The organism is Microbacterium sp. SL75 (genome assembly GCF_026625865.1).
Classification (GTDB): Bacteria; Actinomycetota; Actinomycetes; order Actinomycetales; family Microbacteriaceae; genus Microbacterium.
In genome coordinates this window covers 2,564,692-2,584,078 of record NZ_CP113067.1, presented here as the reverse complement: position 1 = coordinate 2,584,078, position 19,387 = coordinate 2,564,692, and the positions used below count along the sequence as shown (strand labels likewise).

The window sequence follows — 19,387 nt, the reverse complement described above, 5'->3', positions numbered from 1 at the left end:
AGGATGAGGAAGGGAGGTGCGCGATGACCGGAGTGCTGCACGCGGTGACCCTCGTCGTGAACATGCCGATCACCAAGATCGACGCACTCGACGCGATCGCCTTCGCCGCCGACGGCGGGGTCGAAGATGCGGGTACCGCCCGCCCCCGCGTCTGGCTCGCCCCGCACGCGTGGGCCGAGGTCGAGATCCCGAAGTTCGCGGATCCCCCGCCGTTCGCCATCGACATCTACTCCGACGTCTCGGGGCAGATCGCGTGGGCGCAGGCCCGGCGTCTGCACGACGCTCTCGAGCGCTTCGGGTGGAACGTCTCGCCGCCGCGGGCGGGCGTGCGGTAGGCGAGGCCGACTCGCGGCTAGCTTGCCGTGGGCGTACTGAAGAGGTTCACGACGTTGCCGTCGGGGTCGCGGACGAGTGCGGACCGGTTGCCCCACGGCATCGTGGTCGGTTCGAGAACGACATCGTCGCCGGTCCGTCGCAGTCTCGCGAACTCGGCGTCGACGTCGGCGACTTCGAACTCGATGAGCACGGATCGATTCGTCGCGGGGACCACAGCATCGCCGAGCATCGCGACGGTGGCGCTGCTCGCGATCGCGAGGTTCACGCCGGAGCCGCGGAACTGCGCGAAGACGGGGGCGGGGCGTTCGGCCGACCGGCCGGTGACCCACTCGTAGAAGGCGACGAGAGCGTCGAGGTCGTCGGTGACGATACGGATGGAGGCAAACGGCATGGCGTTCCTTCGATGGGGTCGACGAGATGAGAGCACCAGCCTCGCGGAGCCTCGCGACACCGTCCTGTCGGTGTTTCGCGAAATCCCCCGACGAAGTTCAGCCCTCGACCACCGACCGCAAGCGCCCGTAGGGGATCGCGAGGTGCGCGGCACGCAGGGCTCGTTGCGGGGGTCGCTCTCGCGTCACCTCGATCGACAGCATCCGGTCTCCTCGAAACGCCCGTACCCCGTCGCGCAGGCGGCACCACGCGATGAGGTACCACCGCCCGTCCTTGCCGATCGATCCCAACGGTTCGACGTCTCGGGTGGACTCTGCGCCGCTGGCGTCCTGGTATCGAAGGCGAACGACACGGTCCGCGCGCAGGGCCGCGGCGAACGCGGACGGTACGACAGCGTCATCCTCACTCTCGAGCAGATGCACGCGCGAAGCGAGCGCGCTGGCACGCGCCGCATCTTCTTCCGGCATGACCGCCAGCAGCTTTCGCATCGCCGTCCGGGCCGAATGCCGGAACGGACTGTGGCGAAGGGTGCCGAGCCCGATCAGCACCGAGAGGGCCTCGTCGAGCGTGAACCCCGCCGGTCCCAGCGTCGCCGACGCGTCGATCACGTACCCGCCGGTGCGGCCCGGCTCCGCCCAGATGGGCAGCCCCGACTGCTGCAGCGCCGCGAGGTCTCTTTCGATGGTCCGAACCGATACCTCGAACCTCTCCGCGAGACGGCGAGCGCTTCGCGGCCGCGGCGAGACGGCCCGAAGCTCCTCCACGAGGCCGTAGAGGCGATCGGTACGATTCACTGCCCCATCATGCGTCACGTCTCCCGCAGGACGACAATGCGGGCGGGTGATCGCGGGGATCAGCCGTCGAGACCCACCAGCACCTCGCTGCGCTCCCACAGCTGCCGAGCGAGAACGGGGTCGTCCGCCAAGCGGCTGGTCTTCGCCTGTTTGTTGTTGGAGTAGAAGCCGCCGGGGGCCCAGTCCACGCCGGGCTTTCCGAGGGCGAGCCACGTCAGACGCGCACCGCCGACCGACGTCGAGGTCATCAGACGTTGGGCGAGCGGACCGCCGTAGAGGAACTTCCACGGCCCATCGCTGGTGGAGCCGAAGTTCGAGGCGATGACGCCCGGATGAAAGGCCACCGCCGACAGCCCCGCATCGCCGAAGCGACGGTTCAGCTCCTTCGTGAACAGCACGTTCGCGAGCTTCGCGTTGCCGTAGGCCGCGGTCGAGGAGTACCGGTGCTCGCCCTGCAGGTCGTCGACGTCGAACCGCGGGAACAGCTTCGCCGCGGCGCTCGAGGTCTGGATCACCGACGCCCGCGACTCCACGAGCCGCTCGCGCAGAAGATCCGTGAGCAGGAACGGCGCGAGGTGGTTCACCTGGAAGGTCATCTCGTACCCGTCTTTGGTGAGCGTGCGCTGCCCGAACACCCCGCCGGCGTTGTTCGCGAGGACGTCGATGCGCGGATAGCGCTCGAGGAGGGATGCCGCGAGCTCGCGCACCTGAGACAGCTCGCTGAAGTCCGCGACGAACGACTCCACCCCGAGCGTCCGGGCCACTCGCGCGGTCTTCTCGGGGTTGCGCCCCACCACGACCACCTCTTCGCCGAGCTGGGCGAGCTGTTTCGCGGACGCGGCGCCGATGCCGTCGCTGGCTCCGGTGATGACGATCGTGCGGGTCATGCGTACCTCCTGGTCGATGGCGCCACGTTAATGCGGGCACCGATGAGAACCGCGGGGCTTGCCCTCGGCATCCGGGGTCGATGAGAACTCACAGCCCGCTCCCAGCCCCGCGGGACCAAAACCGGCGGGCCTCGCGTTCTTACCCATGACGCTCGACACAGGGCGTCATGACGAAGGGATACGCACCGTGAGCACGGAGTACCGGAAGACGTCGGAGGCGCTCAGCCGCCTCACCGACCGCCAGTTCGCCGTCACGCAGGACGACGCGACCGAACCGCCGTTCCGCAACGAGTACTGGGACAACCACGAGGACGGCATCTACGTCGATGTCGTATCGGGACAGCCGCTGTTCTCCTCGACCGACAAGTTCGAAAGCGGCTCGGGCTGGCCGAGCTTCACCAAGCCCATCGACGACGCCGCCGTCGTGAACAAGACCGACCGATCGCTCTGGATGACCCGTACCGAGGTGCGCTCCGCCGGCGCCGACAGCCACCTCGGGCACCTGTTCGACGACGGCCCCCGCGACGCCGGTGGACTGAGATACTGCATGAACTCGGCGGCGATGCGCTTCGTGCCCGTCAGCGAGCTCGAGGCGCAGGGCTACGGCGCGTACCTTCCCCTGTTCCGCGAGAGCCGGGCCTCATGAACCTCTTCCCCTTCCGCAACCGCAAAAGGAGCATCATCATGACCAGCGGACCTTCCGACACCGGCGAGATCACCCGTCGTCCCGGCACCGAGACCGCCGTCCTCGCGGGCGGCTGCTTCTGGGGGGTCGAGGACCTCATCCGTCGCCAGCCCGGTGTGCTCGACACGCGCGTCGGCTACACCGGAGGTCAGAACGACCACGCGACCTACCGCAACCACCCCGGTCACGCCGAGGCCGTCGAGATCGTCTTCGACCCGACGCAGACGTCGTACCGCGACATCCTGGCGTTCTTCTTCCAGATCCACGATCCGTCGACCCTGAACCGTCAGGGCAACGACGTCGGCACGAGCTACCGCTCGGCGATCTTCCCGCTCTCGCCCGAGCAGGAGAAGGTCGCGCGCGACACGATCGCCGACGTCGACGCGTCGGGCATCTGGCCCGCCAAGGCCGTCACCACGATCGAGCCCGAGGCGCCCTTCTGGGAGGCCGAGCCCGAGCACCAGGACTACCTGATCCGCATCCCGAACGGGTACACGTGCCACTTCGTACGCCCCGGTTGGGTGCTGCCCAAGCGCGAGCAAGCCTCCGCGTAAGCGACGAGCGAGGGCCCGGATGCCATGGCATCCGGGCCCTCTGTCGTGTCACGTGACGGCTCGGCTGCGTCTCTCGATCAGCACGGTGTCGCGCCACATGCCGGCAGCGTCGCGGCCGATGCGCTCGCGAACCCCGATGGTGCGGAAACCGTGGCGCGCGTGCAGGGCGAGCGAGGCGTGATTGTCGGCAAAGATCGACGACTGAATCGTCCAGACACCGGCGGCCTCCGTCGAGGCGATGAGGGCCTCGAGCAGCAGGTGACCGATCCCCCGACCGCGGGCGTCGGCCTCGACGTAGACCGAGTGCTCCACGACCCCGCGGTAGACGGGGCGTGCCGACACGGCGGAGACGGCCGCCCACCCGACGACCCGGTCGTCGACGACCGCGACGACGCGATGCGCGACCACCTTGCCCTCGTCGAACTCGCCCCACGTCGCCGGGGGCGCCGTCTCGAACGTCGCGTGGCCGGTCGCGATGCCCTCCGCGTAGATGCGGTGGACCTCCGGCCAATCGTCCGCGGCGAGCGGGCGCAGCGACGCGCTCACGCGCAGCAGGACCCCGCGTCGGTCGTGCACACGCCCGTCTCGGGCAGCACGAGATCGACCTGCCGTGCCGCCACCCGGTCGCCGGCGAGTTCCGCCGCGATCGAGCGCACCTGCTCGTATCCGGTGAGCAGCAGGAAGGTGGGCGCCCGCCCGTAGGACTTCATGCCCGCGAGGAAGAAGTCGGGCTCGGGGTGCGTCAGTTCGGCGACCCCGTGCGGCGGCACGGAGCCGCACGAGTGCAGGTTCGGGTCGATCAGCGGGGCGAGCGCGCGCGGTGCCTCGACGATCTCGTCGAGCCCCACGCGGATCTCGCGCAGCATCGTCAGGTCGGGACGGAATCCCGTGGCGTTGACGATCACGTCGACCTCGAGGGCGAACGCCTCACCCGCGCGGCGGCCGCTGACGCGCACGCCGTCGTCGCACAGCCGCACGTCGTCGATCTCGAACGAGGCGATCTGCTCGACACGGCCATCGGCCACCAGGTCGTGGACCGCCGTGCCGAGGCGTCCGCGCGCGGCGAGGTCGTCGGCGGCGTCGGCGGCCAGGCGTGCGGTGCCGTCGTTGCGCACCGCCCACGACACACGCGTCGCCGGATCCTCCTCGGCGAGAGCGGCGAGGGCGATGAGGGTGTTCGCCGCCGAGTGCCCCGCACCGACGACGAGCACGCGCCGACCGGCGAAGCGGTCGCGGTCGCGTCCGCGCACATCGGGGAGCGCCGTCGTCACGCCATCACCGAGGTCGTCGTGCGCGAGACCCGACGACAGCAGCGACCGCGGCGAGCTCGTGGTGCCCGAGGTGTCGATGACGGCGCGAGCTGTGGCATCCGTCGTCTGCTCGGCCGTGCGCAGTCGCAGCACGAAAGGAGTGGCCGCCCGACCCACCGACCGCGTGCGGTCCATGCCCTGGCGGGCCACGGCCTCGACGCGCGTGCCGTACCGGATGACGGATGCCAGGGCGGCGGTGCGCGCGAGGGGTTCGAGGTAGCCGTCGACCAGCTCGTCTCCGGTGGGGAGTCCCTCGGCATCCGGGGCGGTCCACCCCTCGGCCTCGAGCAGGCGACGCGCGGCGGCGTCGACGACGTAGCGCCATGGCGAGAAGAGACGGGTGTGCCCCCACGCGCGAACGGCCGCTCCGGCGGTGTCGCCCGCTTCGAAGACCACGACCGGCAGCCCGCGTTCGACGAGGTGCGCGGCGGCAGCCAGGCCGACGGGGCCGGCGCCGATGATAGCGACGGGCAGACCCGCGCGGCGATCGGCCTCGAGCCGCGGCGGGACCGTGAGGGTCAGGCTCATGCGTCGACCCCGAGCTCGCGCAGCAGCGTGGTCACCCGCGCCTTGATGTCGTCGCGGATGGGGCGTACCTCGTCGAGACCCTTGCCGGCCGGGTCGGTCAGCTCCCAGTCCTCGTAGCGCTTGCCGGGGAAGATCGGGCACGCGTCTCCGCAGCCCATCGTGATGACGGCGTCGGAGGCACGCACGTCGTCGGTGAGCAGCAGCTGCGGTACCTCGGAGCTGATGTCGATCCCCTCTTCGGCCATCGCGGCCACCGCCATCGGGTTGAGAGCGTCGCCGGGAGCGCTGCCGCCCGAGAGCACGCGTACGCGGTCGCCGCCCAGGGTGCGGGCGTAGCCGGCGGCCATCTGCGAGCGGCCGGCGTTGTGCACGCAGACGAAGAGGATCGTGGCGGTGTCGGACATGGCGATTCCTTCGGCTCGGGTCGAACGGGAACAGCATGACGCAACACATCGACGTTCGTCAATATTGACGTTCATCGATGTGAGGGCGATGATGGATGCCATGACCTCCCCCATCGCCCTGCCCCTGCTCGACGCCGGCTGCTGCGTCTCGTCGAGCGACGCGGCGATGGCCCCGGCCGAAGCGGAGACGCTGGCGAAGACGCTCAAGGCGCTCGCCGATCCGGCGCGGCTGCGGATCGTGTCGATCATCGCCGCGCAAGACGCCGGCGCCACGTGCGCGTGCGACCTGCAGGAACCCCTCGGCCTCTCGCAGCCCACGGTCTCGCACCACACGAAGGTGCTGGTGGATGCCGGCATCCTGACCCGCGAGAAGCGCGGCACCTGGGCGTACTTCTCGCTCGTGCCGGGCGCTCTCGACAGCGTCGCCGCGGCCATCGCGCCCCGTCGCTGACGCCCGCAACCCCCGCTTCCTCTCGCGTTCGCCTGCTTAGGCTCGCGGCATGAGCGAATACGACGTCGTCGTGGTGGGAGCAGGGCTTGCGGGACTCCGCGCCGCGACCCGGCTGGCCGAGGCCGGGCGCGACGTCGTCGTCCTCGAGGCGAACGACGCGGTCGGCGGGCGCGAGCGCACCGACATCGTCGACGGATTCCGCCTCGACCTCGGCTTCCACGTGCTGAACCCGGCGTATCCGGCCGTGCGGCGCTGGGTCGACATCGACGCCCTCGCGCTCCGACGCTTTCCGGTCGCCGTCGGCGTGCGGCTCGACGACCGGGTCGCGCGGTTGGCCCATCCGCTGCGGCATCCGTCATCTCTCCCGACGACTCTCGCGAGCGGGCTCGTCCACCCCGCCGATGTCGCCGCACTCGCACGATGGGTCGGCCCCACCCTGCTGTCGCCGCGGGCCGCGAAGAGGGGCCGCGACTTCTCGCTCGACGAGGGCTGGGACCGGGCCGGGCTACGCGGACCCCTTCGCGAGGCGGTGCTCGAGCCCTTCCTCGCCGGGGTGATCGCCGACGACCGGCAAGAGACCTCCGACGCCTTCGTACGCCTGCTCATCCACAGCTTCGCGCTCGGGCGCCCCGGCGTTCCCGCCGCAGGGATCGGCGCCCTTCCCGCGCAGCTCGCCGACACCGCGCGGCGTGCGGGTGTCGGCATCCGCCTCTCGCACCGCGTCGTGTCGACCCGGCGGCGCACGCGCGGCTGGCACCTCGGGGTGGAGGGCCGGGATGCCGTGACCGCCCGCAGCGTCGTGCTCGCGAGCGGTCTGGATCACGCTCTCGATGCCCCGCACCCCCGCACGCGGGGCCTGCAGACGTGGTGGTTCGCCGCCGACGAGGCCCCCTCGGACGATGCCGCGCTGCGCGTCGACGGACGTCGCCGCGGGCCGATCGTGAACACCGCGGTCATGACCAACACCGCCCCCACGTACGCCCCGCGCGGACAGCACCTCATCCAGGCCACGTGCGTGATGCCGTCGGCCGCCACCGAGCGGGACGTGCGGCGTCAGCTCGGCGAGGTGTGGGAAGCCGACACCCGGCCGTGGCGCCTGCTGCGCCGCGACGACATCACCCACGCGCTCCCCGTGCAGGACCCGCCGCTGCGCCTGCGCCACCGCGTGCGTCTCGACGACGGCCGATACCTCGCCGGCGACCATCGCGACACGGCGTCGATCCAGGGCGCTCTGGTGTCGGGGCAGCGAGCGGCGGAGGCGGTGCTGGGAGACCTCGCGCGGTGAATTCGCGCGGTGAGTTCGCGCGGTCAGCCGGCGCGATGCGCGAGACTTCGCGCGCCACCTCCATCGCGAGACGGCATCTCGCTGACAGCTCCGCTGCAACCTGACGCGGGTTCGTCAGCGAGATGCTGTTTCGCCCCCGCCGCCCGCGCACCGCGCGCTGCTCGGTCCGCGCCGCGACCGGGGAATGCACGGGCGCAGAACCCGAGCTACCCCCGCGCCGCCAACGCCGCCAGCGCGTCGCCGGTCACCCGGCGGGTCGTCCACTCGTCCATCGCCTGGGCGCCGAGCGCGCGGTAGAAGCCGATCGCGGGCTCGTTCCAGTCGAGCACGGTCCATTCCAGACGCGAGTAGCCCTTCTCGAGGCACTCCGCGGCGAGCGCGGCCAAGAGGGCGACGCCGTAGCCGTTCGACCGGTACGGCTCGTGGACGTACAGGTCCTCGAGCCAGATGCCGTGGCGACCGGTCCACGTCGAGTAGGTGAGGAACCAGATCGCGATGGCCCGGATCTCCCCCTCCCTCTCGACGACGAAGGCGAATGCGCGGGCGTCATCGCCGAACAGCGTGTCGGCGATCATCTCGGCGGTGTTGTCGACGGCATCCGGTTCGCGTTCGTAGTCGGCGAGAGCCTGGATGCACGCGAGGATTCCCTCTTCGTCTCCCGCACGAGCGGGGCGCAGCACGGCGCCGTCTTTCAGGTGGGTCATGTCAGGGGCTCCCAGCTCTCGGCCGCGACGCGGCGGAAGTTCCCGCCGAGCACGGCGGCGACGTCGGTGTCTTTCCATCCTCGCGCGGCGAGCGCCGAGCCGAGGAGCACGAAGGTCTCGGGCGGCATCCACTCCATCGGCCCCCACCGGGTGTAGCTCGCATCGTAGAGCTCGGGCATGCGGACCACCTCGTCGCGGAAGGTCTCCCAGTCGAACGAGAAGTCGGTGCTGACGCCCACGTGCTCGCTACCGACGAGCTCGACCGCGTACTCGAGGTGGCGGATCATCGCCTCGAGGGTCGGGGTGTTCGGCCCCAAGAAGATGCCCACGCCGGTGATGCCCACCACTCCCCCGGTGGCTGCCGCCGCGCGCGCCTGGTCGTCGGTGATGTTGCGGGGGTGCTCCCACACGGCGCGCATGTTCGAGTGGCTGAACACGACCGGGCGGGTCGACGCGGCGCACATGTCGAAGGTCGTGCGGGCGCCGACGTGCGAGCCGTCGGGAACCATGCCGCGCCTGTTCATCTCGGCGACGAGATCGCGGCCCCACGCGGTGAGTCCGTCGTCGACCGCGTCGAGGCACCCGCCGCCGGCGCGATTGGCGTGGTTGTAGGTCGGGCCGAGGGTGCGCACTCCGCGGGCGACGAGGGTGGCCACGGCATCCAGGTCGCCCCCGAGGGGGCCGCTGTCTTCGAGGTCGAAGGCCACGGCCGTGTCGCCCCGGGCCGAGACCCGGTCGATGTCGGCCACCGTGGCGGCCAGCTCCAACCCGTCGATCGCGTCCACCTGCGCGCGGAAGGAGTGAAGGAGGGATGCCGTGAGCTCGGGCGTGTGCGGGGCGTAGCCGACGTTGATCGAGACGTAGCCTCCCCCGGCCCCGCGGTAGCGCCGCAGGTCGCCGAGGTCGGCGGACTCGACGAGCTCGACGCAGGCGTGCTGATCCCAGAGCACGTCAGGCCACGACCCGGGCGGAGAGGGCGGGGTCGAGGGCCTCGCGCTCGTCGAAGACGAAGCAGTCGCCGTTCCAGTGCGCGGCGCCCTGGGCCTCGAACCACCCGAGGATCCCGCCCTCGAGCTGGTAGGCCTCGAGCCCCTCGGCCCGCAGATGCAGCGCGGCCTTCTCGCAGCGGATCCCGCCGGTGCAGAAGCTCACCACGGTCTTGCCCTCGAGTTCGTCGCGGTGCGAGTCCGCGGCATCCGGGAACTGGGTGAAGCGGTCGATGCGCCAGTCCTTCGCACCGGCGAACGTGCCGTAGTCGACCTCGAACGCGTTGCGCGTGTCGACGAGCACGACCTCGCGACCCTCGTCGTCGGCGCCCCGGTCGAGCCAGCGGCGCAGAGTGGCGGGGGTGACGACGGGAGCCCTTCCGTCCTGCGGGCGGACCTCGGGCCGGTCCATGCGGATGATCTCGCGCTTGACCTTCACGAGGAGCTTGCCGAAGGGCACCTCGTCCGACCAGCTCTCTTTGGCTCTCAGGGCCGCGAACCGCTCGTCGCAGCGCACCTCGTCGAGGAACCCGCGCACCGCGTCGCCATCGCCCGCGAGGAACAGGTTGATGCCCTCCTCCGCCAGCAGGATCGTTCCGCGCAGCCCCGCCTCGCTCGCGCGCTCGCGAAGGACCGTGCGCAGGGACGCCGGATGATCGATGCGCGTGAACAGATACGCCGAGACGTTGAGGACGGATGCCATGGCATCCACGATACGAAAGGTGCGCGCTGTCGGCCGACGGCGCGGTCGTCAAGCCGGGAGGCTCCGATCGCGCATCGCCTAGCGTGGAAGCACTCGTCCCCGGGAGGAAGCGTGCCTCAAGGCCCCGTTGCGTCGGCCGTCACCGTCTCCGTCGTCATTCCCTGCCGCGACGACGGCGCCCACCTGTGGCGCTGCCTGCGCGCCCTCGCCGCGCAGACGCTCGCGCCGGACGAGGTCGTCGTCGTCGACAACGCCTCGACCGACGACAGCGCCGACATCGCCCGAGCCGCGGGCGCGCGGGTGGTGTTCTGCGGCGAGCGCGGGATCCCCGCCGCAGCCGCGGCGGGCTACGACGCGGCGCGGGGCGAACTCATCCTGCGCCTGGATGCCGACAGCATCCCCACCCCGACGTGGGTGGAGAGCATGGTCGAGGCGCTGAGGGACACGACAGTGGATGCCGTGACCGGCGGCGCCGTGTTCCACGACGGCCCCGCGCGAGGACGGGTGGCGATGGCGCGGCTCTTCCTCGGCACCTACGCCACCTTCGCCACCCCGGCCCTGGGTCACACGCCGCTGTGGGGATCGAACATGGCGTTCCGCCGTCGCGCGTGGGAGGACGTGCGCGGCGAGGTGCACCTCGACCCCGAGCTGCACGACGATCTCGACCTCGCCTATCACCTCGGCCGGCGGCACCGGATCGCGCGGGTGTCGGGCGCGCACATGCGGGTCTCGTCGCGCACGGTCGAACCCCGCCGCTTCGCGCGATGCTTCCGCCGCGGCGCGGGCACGGTGTTCGTGCATTGGCCCGCCGACATCCCCCCGGCCCGGTGGATGCGTCTGGGCATGCGGGGGCGCTCGTGACCGGCATCCTGTTCCCGAACGTCGAGCCGCCCGAGCTGCATGTGATGAGCTTCAACATCCGCCGCCGCTTCGACCGGATCACGTGGCCGCCCGCCGACCGGTGGCCGATGCGCAAAGAACGCCTGCGCACCTTCTTGAGCGCCAACAAGCCGCACCTGCTGGGCACGCAGGAGGCGATGCCCGATCAGGCGCGGTGGGTGCAGGGCGCGCTCGGTTCGGACTACGGACGGATCGGCCTCGGGCGGGGGCCGCGCCGCGACGGCGAGGGCACCCCGCTGTTCTACGACCGCGAGCGCATCGAGGTCGAGGATTGGGAGCAGGTCGCCCTGTCCGATACGCCCGAGGTGCCCGCCTCGACCGGGTGGGGGAACACGATCCCGCGCATCGCGGTCATCGCGCAGCTGCGCGACCGCGCCACCGGCTCCCGGTTCACCTTCGTCAACACGCACTTCGACGCGTTCTCGCGCCGGGCCCGGCGCCGATCGGCGACCTGGCTGCACGAGCTCGTCGCCCGACGCGAGCACCCGTTGCTGTTCACGGCCGACGTGAACGCGCACGTGCGCTCGAGCGAGCTCGCGGACATGTTCGCCGACGGCCTGCTCGTCGACACGTGGTCGTACGCCCCCGCCCGCCGCACCGCCGAGTGGGGCACCTTCAACAACTACGCGGCGCCCAGGATCGGCGCACGACGCATCGACGCTCTGCTGGCAACCCCCGACGTGGGAGTGAGGGCGGTGGGGATCGACCCGCGCCCGACGGGCACGCAGTGGCCGAGCGACCACCTTCCGGTGCAGGCCGTGGTGCGCATCCATCCCCCGGGGACCCCGTGATCCGGGCGATGTATGCGAACCTGAAGCGTCCGCCTCGAAGCCTCACCGACTGGCTGTCCGACGCCGTGCGGGCCCTGGCGATCGTCGTCGTCCTCGCGTCGTCGTTCACCCTGCCGTTCACGGACTTCGCCGTGCTGTCCATGTCGTTGCCCGCCGTCATGCTCTCGCGGATGATCGGTCTGCGGTCGGGGCTCGACCTGATCACGTGCGTCACGGTGTTCGTGGCCGCGGGCAGCAACGTCATCGATCTGTACCGCACCTGGACGGGTTGGGACCTGGTGGTGCACCTGGTGTGCACCGGGGTTCTCGCCGCGATCGCTCTCGTGCTCCTCGACGACGCGGGAGTGATCGGGTCGACCGGCCGCCGCCGCACGCCGATCGTCGTCGCGACGATCGCGGGCCTCGCGCTCAGCGCCGTCTGGGAGATGGTCGAGTGGTTCGGCTACCGCTTCATCACCGACGCGATCTTCGTCACCTACGACGACACCATCGGCGACATGATGGCCGGCGGCGCGGGCGCGCTGATCGCCGGCGTCCTGGCATCGCGGCTGCCGCTCACCCGAGCGGATCGCGCCGCGCTGTGAGGACGCGCCGCGACGCGAGACGGCGTCTCGCGGACGACCGAGGCGTGTGACCGCCGTACCACCGGTGAGAGGCGGCTTCGGCACGATATCGCCGCGTCGGAGCCGGCCTCCGCGCCGGACGAGAAGACCGGCGGCCCCCGAAGGAAGCCGCCGGTCCGGTCTGTCGACGCTCAGATACGACCCGCAACGTCCCGTCCGACGAGGTCGCCATCGGGGTTGGGCTCGCTGAGCTGCTCGCCCGGAGCGGTCGACCCCTCGAGCGGCGGAAGACCGGCCTCGACGCGGGCGCCGAGCTCGGCATCCACGTTCTTCCAGTACTGCACGGCGCGATCGCGCACCTCGGCGCGGGTCACACCGCCGACGTGCCCGGTGATCGTCTCGACCAGGCGGTCGCGCTCCTCGGCCGACATGACCTCGCGCACGAGCGTTCCCGCCTGACCCCAGTCGTCATCCTCGGGGTGGAGGGTCGCCGCCGAGCGCACGAGCTCGCCGTCGCTCTGCCAGCCGCCGTCGCCCGCGCGGCGCGGGTCGGCCGCAGGGCCGCCGACCGAGTTGGGGGCGTAGACGGGCACCTCGGGCGGGTTGTACTCGTAGCGCATGGCGCCTTCCTTCGAGTACGAGTGCACCTCGGTGTGCGGCCGGTTCACCGGCAGCTGCTGGTAGTTCGTGCCCACGCGATAGCGGTGCGCATCGGCGTAGCTGAAGATGCGCGCCTGCAGCATCTTGTCGGGGCTGCCGTCGATGCCGGGTACGAAGTTCGACGGCTCGAAGGCCGCCTGCTCGATCTCGGCGAAGTAGTTGCCCGGATTGCGGTTCAGCTCCATCGTGCCGACCTCGATCTCGGGGTAGTCGCTGTGCGGCCACACCTTGGTCAGATCGAAGGGGTTGAAGCGGTAGGTCTTCGCATCCTCGTACGGCATGATCTGCACCTTGAGCGTCCACGTGGGGAACTCGTTCCGCTCGATCGCGGCGTAGAGATCGCGGATGTGGAAGTCGGCGTCCTGCCCCGCGATCTGATCGGCTTCGTCCTGCGTGAGCGTCTTGTGGCCGAGGTCGGTGTGGAAGTGGTACTTCACCCAGAACCGCTCGCCCTCGGCATTGATCCACTGGTACGTGTGCGACCCGTAGCCGTTCATGTGGCGCCAGGATGCCGGGATCCCGCGGTCGCCCATCAGCCAGGTGACCTGGTGCGCGCTCTCGGGAGAGAGCGTCCAGAAGTCCCACTGCATGGTGTTGTCGCGCAGGTGGCTGCCGGGCAGACGCTTCTGCGAGCGGATGAAGTCGGGGAACTTGATGCCGTCCTTCACGAAGAAGACCGGGGTGTTGTTTCCGACGAGGTCGTAGTTGCCCTCGGTCGTGTAGAACTTCAGCGAGAACCCCCGCGGGTCGCGCCAGGTGTCGGGGCTGCCCTGCTCGCCGGCGACCGACGAGAAACGCGCGAGCATCTCTGTCTCGACGCCCGGCTGGAACAGCGCCGCGCGCGTGTAGGCCGACACGTCACCGGTCGTGCGGAACGTGCCGAACGCCCCGCCGCCCTTGGCGTGGACGACGCGCTCGGGAACGCGCTCGCGGTTGAACTGCGCCAGCTTCTCGATCAGATAGTGGTCGGTGAGAGCGATCGAGCCGTCGGCTCCGACGCTCTGGGAGTGCTCGTCGCTGGCGACGGGGGCTCCGTTGTTGGCAGTGGTCGGCTCGGTCATGGCTCTCCTCACGTCGTGGGCCGAAGACGAAAGGCCCACCTCCACGGTAGGCGGGGCCTCCGACATCGCGGAGGCATTGCGCAATGGGTCTCGACCACGTAGGGCTCCTGAGGCTGTCAATCCCCCGCTGAGCGGTGTCCCACCTCGACAGCATGGCGGGACCGAACGAGAGGAACGAGCACATGTCGAAGGATCTGTCGAAGGGCGACCGCGTCAGCTGGGACACCCCGCAGGGGAAGACCCAGGGCAAGGTCGTGGAGAAGAAGACGAAGGACTTCCAGCACGACGGCCAGAAGTTCACGGCATCCGACGACGAACCGGCCTACATCGTGGAATCGGAGAAGTCCGGCTCGAAGGCCGCGCACAAGGGTTCGGCACTGAACAAGCTGAAGAGCTGAGCGAGCGCGTCGCGTGCCGAACTCCTGAATTCTCGCGTCTGCGCCGCGATACAGCGGTCGCGGACCCGGCCCACCACCGATATCTCAAGAGTTCGGCCCGCCGCCGTCCGCCTCGCGGGCGTCCCGCCGCTTGCGCATCTGCGCCAGGGCCAGCCCGAGCCTGTGGTTGCCGGCCAGCACGTCCTCGTGCCGCTCCAGGAACTCCCAGTAGGCGTCCGTGAAGACCGAGTCCTTGGCGTCCTGAGCCGACGGCCACCACGAGCCCATCTTCTGCAGGTAGGCCCCGCCCGAGACGTACGGCTTCGTCGCGACGAACCCGCCGTCGGCGAACTGGCTCATCCCCATCACGTTGGGGACCATCACCCAGTCGTAGGCATCGACGAACAGAGCGAGGAACCACGCGTTCACCTGCCGCGGCGCGTACCCCTGCAGCAGGAACCAGTTGCCCAGCACCATGAGCCGCTCGATGTGGTGCGCGTAGCCCCAGCGGTGCACCCGTTCGAGCACCGTGCGCACGGGGATCGGGAGGTCCCGCGGCATCCGTTCTGCCGTGTACCAGTACTTCTCGATGCGCTTCTCGAGGTGCAGCGCGTTGACGTGCTCGAGCTTCGGGTGGGCTCGGTACATGCCGCGCATGTACTCGCGCCACCCGATCACCTGACGGAGAAAGCCCTCGACGGATGCCAGGGGGGCATCGGTCCGTGTGGCGGCGGCGACCACTTCTTCTACGGTGAGCAGACCGATGTTCAGCATCGGCGAGATGATCGCGTGGAAGAGGAAGGGCTCGTCGGCCTTCATGGCGTCCTCGTACCGACCGAAGTCGTGGAGGCGCTCGGCGACGAAGACATCGAGCCAGTCGCGGGAGTCCTCGGGGGTGACCGGCAGCCAGAACTCCTCCGCCTTCCCCGGGTGGTCGGGGAACAGTTCGTCGACCTTGGCGATGACCGCCCGTGTGATGTCGTCGTGGTCGACCTGCGGCAGGGGCGGGATCTCCACGCCCTTCTTGGGCAGCGCTTTGCGGTTGTCGGCGTCGAAGTTCCACCGGCGACCGGCGGGCTTGCCCCCGTCCATCAGAATTCCGGTACGCCGACGCTGCCAGTGGTAGAAGTCCTCCATGAGCGGCGTCGGGTGCTCGGCGAACCACCCGTCGACGTCGTCTTCGGGAGTGAGGAACAGGGCGTCCGAGAGGACGTCGGTCTCGACGTCGTGATCCGCGCAGATGCGGGCGATGCGATCGTCCACCGGGCGGTTCGGGTCGCTCATCCAGGTCAGCTCGGTGACCCGGTGTCTCTGCAGCAGGCGCTCGAGACCGGCCTTGAAGGTGAGGTCGTCGTCGAGGGTGATCCGCCGAACGATACGTCCCTCGGCCTCGAGTCGGGCAGCCGTGTGACGCATCGCCGAGATCAGCAGCACGATCTTGTGACGGTGATACGGAAGCTTCGCGAAACGCGGTGCCGACTCGATGAAGAAGAACTCCTGCACCTCGTCGTCCTCGTACGCCGGGTGCTCGGCGAACTGCTGCGTCGCGAGGATCAGCGCGGCCTTCACGCGCGCCGCCTCTGCTTCGCGGCGTTCGCCCGGCAGCCGCGCGAGCAGTACAGCACCTGGTCCCACTGGTCACGGCCGCTCCACCGTTTGCGATCGGTGAACGGGCGTCCGCAGTAGGCGCAGGGCTTGGAGCGCACCTCGGGTCGTGACATGCCGTCATCGTCGCAAAGCGCACCCGCGGCATCCGGGGGCTTGCGCTCGCACGCCGACCCGGTTTGCGCAAGGCCCGCGCGGCGGCGGGCCCGGACGTGGTCCGCTAGCGACATGGATACCGCACCGGAGCGCACGAACGACACCGCCGACGACCCCGACGAGCTCGAGACGGCCGACGCCCCCTCGATCCCCGACACGACCGACGACGGCGACGCCCCGGTCGACAATCCCTCGGGCGGCTGACGCACGAGGAGCCCCGCACCTGTCCGGCGCGGGGCTCCTCGATGGGTCCTCAGTCGGTGAGGTCGAACTTCTCGTTCTCGCCGCCCTTCGGGCGCTGGCCCGTCACCTTCGAGGTGACCAGGGCGATCGCCGTCGCGAGACGTCCCCCCGCGCTACCCCAGTACTCGCCGGTCAGCGCGGACACCTTCAGCAGCGTCACCCCCGGCGACTCGGGGCCGTCGGGGAACCATGCCTCGACGCTCGTCGACCACAGCTCCTTGAGCTTGGCGAGGTCGTCGATCACCTCGGCCTCGCCCGCCAGCGACAGCCAGGTTCCGTCGGTGCTGAACGACAGACCCACCTTCGGTTCGCGGCGCACGTGCTGGACGGCCGAGGCGTGCGTGCCGACGATGAACCAGAGGTCGCCATCGGACTCGCGCTCCTGCACCGTCAGCGGGTGCGCGTGCAGAGCACCGTCCTCGGCGCGGGTGGTGACCATGGCGAAGCGGAACTTCTTCAGCAGTTCGTTGAGCGTTTCGAGCTCGGACGCGGTGGTGGACATGAGACTCCTTCGGTTCGATCCTTCAGCGAATCGCGCGAGATGACGCCGCGCTATGCGTTGACGTCGGCCGCACCGTCTGCTCTGTCGGTGGCCGCCAGCGCATCGAGAGCTTCCAGCGCGTCGCGGGCGCGGCGCACACGCGCGTCGACCTCGTCGTCCCACCAGCGCGGTCCCCGCTCCCCCAGGCCGCGTTTGGCGATTCCCACGCGCTCGCGCGCGGCGGCGACGGCGTCGTCATCGCCGGTCCCCTTCGCCGTGCGCACCGCGGATCGCGCCCGCCCGAGATGCGAGCGCAGACGCACGGCCAGGTCCTCGGGGAGCCGCGGATCGGTCCGTCGCCATCGTCTGCCGTCGATCACGAGCCAACGCTCGTCGTCGGTGGTTTCGTCCGCGGATGCCATGACCCCAGTGCACCCTTCAGACAGGGGTCGCGAAATCTCCCCGGCACAGAGGGGACATCCGTGCTAGCCTCGTCAGTATTCGTTCTGGGACTTGCTTCATCGACGCCCGCCTCATCGCTGAGATGCCGGGCGCACGGCGCCGAGCCGTTTCCGACAGCAATCCCCCCTCTCACCATCGCGTGCCTCGCTCGACGGCTTCGGTCCTCGCCTCGCACTCGCGGAAAGTTCTTGTGTCTCTGCTTCACCCCTCGCCGCTATCGTGGCGCCAGGCCGATCTCGACGTGTACGTCGCGACGGTCGGATCCGACTACGCCGGTTTCGTCGGCGCGGGAACCTCGGGCTTCGAAGCCCAGGGCCCCCTCGGCGAAAATCTCGGTGTCCACACGTCCGTCGACGCGGCTCAGGCCGCCGTCGACGGGCACCGCGTACGCGCCACCACCACGGTGACGCGGCGTCCCCGTCCGCTCCGCACTCGTCGGAGCGGCGCCCACGGCCGCATTGCGGCCCAACATGAATAAAGGAAGAACACGATGGCCACTGGCACCGTGAAATGGTTCAACTCCGAAAAGGGCTACGGCTTCATTGCTCCCGACGACGGCTCCGCCGACCTGTTCGCGCACTTCAGCGCGATCCAGGGCAACGGCTTCAAGGAGCTCACGGAAGCACAGAAGGTCGAATTCGACGCTGAGCAGGGCCCCAAGGGCATGCAGGCGGCGAACATCCGCCCCCTCTAAGCTCCGCTTACCTCGAGAGCCGGGTTCGTCGCCATCGCGACGACCCGGCTTTCGTCGGTTTCCGGCCCCTTTTCGCTCGCTGGGTTTCGGTTTCCCGAGAGCCCGCTGAGCATCGCGACGTATTCCGAGTCGCCCATACGGCCAGCCGTAGTGTGGGCCTCAGCGCGGAGTAGCCGCTCCGCCGTCCACCCCGGTCCTTCCCGATCCGAGGAGCAGAACATAGCCTCCACCGTCGTCGAGTCCCGTCTCGGCCCCGTTCGTCAGACCTACTCCGGTACCACCGAATTCCCCCCGATCACCAAGGCCTACACAGAGCTGTCTCAGGTCGTCCGTGAGAGCGGACTGCTCGTTCGCACGCCGGTGTTCTACTCCGTCGTCGCCGGCGCCATCGTGCTCGGCTTCGCCGGGTGCGTTACCGGCTTCATCCTCCTCGGCGACAGCTGGTTCCAGCTGATCGTCGCAGCGGTCCTCGGCATCCTGTTCACCCAGGTCGCATTCCTCGCCCACGAGGCCGCACACCGTCAGATCTTCGCCTCGGGCCCCGCCAACGACCGCCTGGGCCTGCTCATCGGCAACGGCATCGTGGGCATGAGCCGTTCGTGGTGGGCATCGAAGCACACACGACACCACGCCAACCCGAACCGGGTGGACAAAGACCCCGACATTGAGATCGACACGATCTCTTTCCTCGACGTCGACGCCGCCAAGGCCCGCGGCATCCAACGCTGGATCACCCGGCGTCAGGGCTACCTGTTCTTCCCGCTGCTGGCTTTCGAAGGCATCAACCTGTACGTCCTGGCCTTCCGACACCTTTTCTCGCGCGGCGAGGTCAAGGGGCGCTGGGTCGAGATCGCCCTGCTGACGCTGCGGCACGCGCTCTTCATCGCGCCGATCTTCATCTTCTTGCCGGTCGGTCTCGCCTTCGCGTTCTTCGGCGTCTCGGTCGCGGTGTTCGGCATCTACATGGGAGCGTCCTTCGCCCCCAACCACAAGGGCATGCCGATCATCGCGCCCGGCGCGAAGCTCGACTTCTTCAGCAAGCAGGTGCGCACCTCGCGCAACATCTCCGGCGGCTGGTGGGCCACGTGGCTCATGGGTGGTCTGAACTACCAGATCGAGCACCACCTGTTCCCGAACATGCCGCGAACGCACCTCAGCAAGGCCCGTGTCATCGTGCGCGAACACTGCGCCACCCTGAACGTGCCCTACGTCGAGACCACGCTGTTGCAGTCGTACGGCATCGTCATCGCGTACCTCAACCGGGTCGGCCTCGCCGCCCGCGACCCCTTCGACTGCCCGCTGACCTCTCCGACGCGTCAGCTCAACGTCGAGTAGGCATCCCGATGACGGCGCCGTCCCCTCCGGGGCGGCGCCGTC

Annotated in this window: 27 protein-coding genes; 13 read left to right on the top strand and 14 right to left on the bottom strand. The window is 69.8% G+C overall.

What is annotated here, in order from left to right:
* The first annotated feature begins 23 nt into the window (after window positions 1–23).
* The gene (locus tag OVA17_RS12180; RefSeq protein WP_210076205.1) at window positions 24–335 is read left to right on the top strand and encodes a hypothetical protein; all 312 of its coding nucleotides are present in this window, start codon (window positions 24–26) and stop codon (window positions 333–335) included.
* Window positions 336–352: 17 nt separating this feature from the next.
* Here OVA17_RS12180 and OVA17_RS12175 read toward each other — a convergent pair whose 3' ends face one another.
* The 3 genes from OVA17_RS12175 to OVA17_RS12165 all read right to left on the bottom strand — a co-directional run bounded on the left by OVA17_RS12175 (window position 353) and on the right by OVA17_RS12165 (window position 2,407).
* Window positions 353–727 carry a VOC family protein gene (locus tag OVA17_RS12175; protein ID WP_267786809.1) on the bottom strand — a complete coding sequence of 125 codons (375 nt, stop codon included), beginning with the start codon at window positions 725–727 and terminating at the stop codon, window positions 353–355.
* A 97-nt stretch (window positions 728–824) separates the two neighbouring features.
* On the bottom strand, window positions 825–1,520 hold the full coding sequence (locus OVA17_RS12170) for a helix-turn-helix transcriptional regulator (RefSeq protein ID WP_267786808.1): 696 nt from the start codon (window positions 1,518–1,520) through the stop codon (window positions 825–827).
* Between the two features lie 59 nt (window positions 1,521–1,579).
* A complete protein-coding gene (locus OVA17_RS12165) occupies window positions 1,580–2,407 on the bottom strand; it encodes an SDR family NAD(P)-dependent oxidoreductase (RefSeq protein ID WP_267786807.1) in 828 nt (275 codons plus the stop codon).
* A 187-nt stretch (window positions 2,408–2,594) separates the two neighbouring features.
* Between OVA17_RS12165 and msrB the strand changes: the two genes are divergently transcribed.
* Together msrB and msrA are read left to right on the top strand one after the other, a co-directional pair.
* A complete protein-coding gene (gene msrB, locus OVA17_RS12160) occupies window positions 2,595–3,053 on the top strand; it encodes a peptide-methionine (R)-S-oxide reductase MsrB (protein ID WP_144781908.1) in 459 nt (152 codons plus the stop codon).
* Between the two features lie 38 nt (window positions 3,054–3,091).
* Window positions 3,092–3,646: a peptide-methionine (S)-S-oxide reductase MsrA gene (gene msrA / locus OVA17_RS12155; protein WP_210113123.1), complete on the top strand. Its 555-nt coding sequence runs from the start codon at window positions 3,092–3,094 to the stop codon at window positions 3,644–3,646.
* Between the two features lie 48 nt (window positions 3,647–3,694).
* Here msrA and OVA17_RS12150 read toward each other — a convergent pair whose 3' ends face one another.
* Genes OVA17_RS12150 through OVA17_RS12140 form a run of 3 tightly spaced genes read right to left on the bottom strand, consistent with a single transcriptional unit; the run spans window position 3,695 to window position 5,888 of the window.
* Complete coding sequence (locus OVA17_RS12150; protein WP_420712439.1) at window positions 3,695–4,198, bottom strand: GNAT family N-acetyltransferase; 504 nt, start codon at window positions 4,196–4,198, stop codon at window positions 3,695–3,697.
* A complete protein-coding gene (locus tag OVA17_RS12145; protein WP_267786804.1) occupies window positions 4,189–5,484 on the bottom strand; it encodes an FAD-dependent oxidoreductase in 1,296 nt (431 codons plus the stop codon). The genes OVA17_RS12150 and OVA17_RS12145 overlap by 10 nt, the downstream gene beginning before the upstream one ends.
* Window positions 5,481–5,888, bottom strand: coding sequence for an arsenate reductase ArsC (locus OVA17_RS12140; protein ID WP_103210809.1), 408 nt, complete (start codon window positions 5,886–5,888; stop codon window positions 5,481–5,483). Before OVA17_RS12140 ends, OVA17_RS12145 begins: the two co-directional genes overlap by 4 nt.
* Before the next feature lie 100 nt (window positions 5,889–5,988).
* On the opposite strand from OVA17_RS12140, the gene OVA17_RS12135 reads away from it, so the two are divergent.
* Both OVA17_RS12135 and OVA17_RS12130 read left to right on the top strand, forming a co-directional pair.
* The gene (locus tag OVA17_RS12135) at window positions 5,989–6,339 is read left to right on the top strand and encodes an ArsR/SmtB family transcription factor (RefSeq protein ID WP_210076218.1); all 351 of its coding nucleotides are present in this window, start codon (window positions 5,989–5,991) and stop codon (window positions 6,337–6,339) included.
* Window positions 6,340–6,388: 49 nt separating this feature from the next.
* On the top strand, window positions 6,389–7,624 hold the full coding sequence (locus OVA17_RS12130) for an NAD(P)/FAD-dependent oxidoreductase (RefSeq protein WP_267786803.1): 1,236 nt from the start codon (window positions 6,389–6,391) through the stop codon (window positions 7,622–7,624).
* Between the two features lie 206 nt (window positions 7,625–7,830).
* Here OVA17_RS12130 and OVA17_RS12125 read toward each other — a convergent pair whose 3' ends face one another.
* From OVA17_RS12125 to OVA17_RS12115, 3 genes are read right to left on the bottom strand one after another with little or no spacing between them, the layout of a single operon-like run.
* Window positions 7,831–8,328 carry a GNAT family N-acetyltransferase gene (locus OVA17_RS12125; protein ID WP_267786802.1) on the bottom strand — a complete coding sequence of 166 codons (498 nt, stop codon included), beginning with the start codon at window positions 8,326–8,328 and terminating at the stop codon, window positions 7,831–7,833.
* A complete protein-coding gene (locus OVA17_RS12120; RefSeq protein ID WP_267786801.1) occupies window positions 8,325–9,278 on the bottom strand; it encodes a dipeptidase in 954 nt (317 codons plus the stop codon). The genes OVA17_RS12125 and OVA17_RS12120 overlap by 4 nt, the downstream gene beginning before the upstream one ends.
* Before the next feature lies 1 nt (window position 9,279).
* On the bottom strand, window positions 9,280–10,017 hold the full coding sequence (locus OVA17_RS12115) for a sulfurtransferase (RefSeq protein ID WP_267786799.1): 738 nt from the start codon (window positions 10,015–10,017) through the stop codon (window positions 9,280–9,282).
* A 111-nt stretch (window positions 10,018–10,128) separates the two neighbouring features.
* Here OVA17_RS12115 and OVA17_RS12110 point away from each other — a divergent pair, with 111 nt between their 5' ends.
* From OVA17_RS12110 to OVA17_RS12100, 3 genes are read left to right on the top strand one after another with little or no spacing between them, the layout of a single operon-like run.
* Window positions 10,129–10,878, top strand: a complete 750-nt coding sequence (locus OVA17_RS12110; RefSeq protein WP_267786798.1) for a glycosyltransferase family 2 protein — start codon at window positions 10,129–10,131, stop codon at window positions 10,876–10,878.
* Complete coding sequence (locus tag OVA17_RS12105) at window positions 10,875–11,708, top strand: endonuclease/exonuclease/phosphatase family protein (RefSeq protein ID WP_267786797.1); 834 nt, start codon at window positions 10,875–10,877, stop codon at window positions 11,706–11,708. Before OVA17_RS12110 ends, OVA17_RS12105 begins: the two co-directional genes overlap by 4 nt.
* 8 nt (window positions 11,709–11,716) lie before the next feature.
* Window positions 11,717–12,292 carry a hypothetical protein gene (locus OVA17_RS12100; RefSeq protein ID WP_267786795.1) on the top strand — a complete coding sequence of 192 codons (576 nt, stop codon included), beginning with the start codon at window positions 11,717–11,719 and terminating at the stop codon, window positions 12,290–12,292.
* A gap of 170 nt (window positions 12,293–12,462) precedes the next feature.
* Here OVA17_RS12100 and OVA17_RS12095 read toward each other — a convergent pair whose 3' ends face one another.
* Window positions 12,463–13,992 carry a catalase gene (locus tag OVA17_RS12095; RefSeq protein WP_267786794.1) on the bottom strand — a complete coding sequence of 510 codons (1,530 nt, stop codon included), beginning with the start codon at window positions 13,990–13,992 and terminating at the stop codon, window positions 12,463–12,465.
* A 182-nt stretch (window positions 13,993–14,174) separates the two neighbouring features.
* On the opposite strand from OVA17_RS12095, the gene OVA17_RS12090 reads away from it, so the two are divergent.
* Window positions 14,175–14,390: a DUF2945 domain-containing protein gene (locus OVA17_RS12090; protein ID WP_210076235.1), complete on the top strand. Its 216-nt coding sequence runs from the start codon at window positions 14,175–14,177 to the stop codon at window positions 14,388–14,390.
* A gap of 84 nt (window positions 14,391–14,474) precedes the next feature.
* Here OVA17_RS12090 and OVA17_RS12085 read toward each other — a convergent pair whose 3' ends face one another.
* Window positions 14,475–15,938, bottom strand: coding sequence for a cryptochrome/photolyase family protein (locus OVA17_RS12085; RefSeq protein ID WP_267786792.1), 1,464 nt, complete (start codon window positions 15,936–15,938; stop codon window positions 14,475–14,477).
* The gene (locus OVA17_RS12080; RefSeq protein ID WP_150951372.1) at window positions 15,935–16,090 is read right to left on the bottom strand and encodes a DUF2256 domain-containing protein; all 156 of its coding nucleotides are present in this window, start codon (window positions 16,088–16,090) and stop codon (window positions 15,935–15,937) included. Before OVA17_RS12080 ends, OVA17_RS12085 begins: the two co-directional genes overlap by 4 nt.
* 112 nt (window positions 16,091–16,202) lie before the next feature.
* Here OVA17_RS12080 and OVA17_RS12075 point away from each other — a divergent pair, with 112 nt between their 5' ends.
* Window positions 16,203–16,334 carry a hypothetical protein gene (locus tag OVA17_RS12075; protein ID WP_267786789.1) on the top strand — a complete coding sequence of 44 codons (132 nt, stop codon included), beginning with the start codon at window positions 16,203–16,205 and terminating at the stop codon, window positions 16,332–16,334.
* A 49-nt stretch (window positions 16,335–16,383) separates the two neighbouring features.
* Here OVA17_RS12075 and OVA17_RS12070 read toward each other — a convergent pair whose 3' ends face one another.
* Window positions 16,384–16,875 (bottom strand): pyridoxamine 5'-phosphate oxidase family protein, encoded by a 492-nt coding sequence (locus tag OVA17_RS12070; RefSeq protein ID WP_210076239.1) that lies wholly within the window; start codon window positions 16,873–16,875, stop codon window positions 16,384–16,386.
* Window positions 16,876–16,925: 50 nt separating this feature from the next.
* Complete coding sequence (locus OVA17_RS12065; protein ID WP_210076241.1) at window positions 16,926–17,276, bottom strand: biopolymer transporter Tol; 351 nt, start codon at window positions 17,274–17,276, stop codon at window positions 16,926–16,928.
* Window positions 17,277–17,506: 230 nt separating this feature from the next.
* On the opposite strand from OVA17_RS12065, the gene OVA17_RS12060 reads away from it, so the two are divergent.
* The 3 genes from OVA17_RS12060 to OVA17_RS12050 all read left to right on the top strand — a co-directional run bounded on the left by OVA17_RS12060 (window position 17,507) and on the right by OVA17_RS12050 (window position 19,345).
* Window positions 17,507–17,794 (top strand): hypothetical protein, encoded by a 288-nt coding sequence (locus OVA17_RS12060; RefSeq protein WP_103210781.1) that lies wholly within the window; start codon window positions 17,507–17,509, stop codon window positions 17,792–17,794.
* Between the two features lie 12 nt (window positions 17,795–17,806).
* On the top strand, window positions 17,807–18,010 hold the full coding sequence (locus OVA17_RS12055) for a cold-shock protein (protein ID WP_013583139.1): 204 nt from the start codon (window positions 17,807–17,809) through the stop codon (window positions 18,008–18,010).
* Window positions 18,011–18,160: 150 nt separating this feature from the next.
* Window positions 18,161–19,345 (top strand): fatty acid desaturase family protein, encoded by a 1,185-nt coding sequence (locus tag OVA17_RS12050; RefSeq protein ID WP_420712420.1) that lies wholly within the window; start codon window positions 18,161–18,163, stop codon window positions 19,343–19,345.
* Window positions 19,346–19,387: the final 42 nt, after the last annotated feature.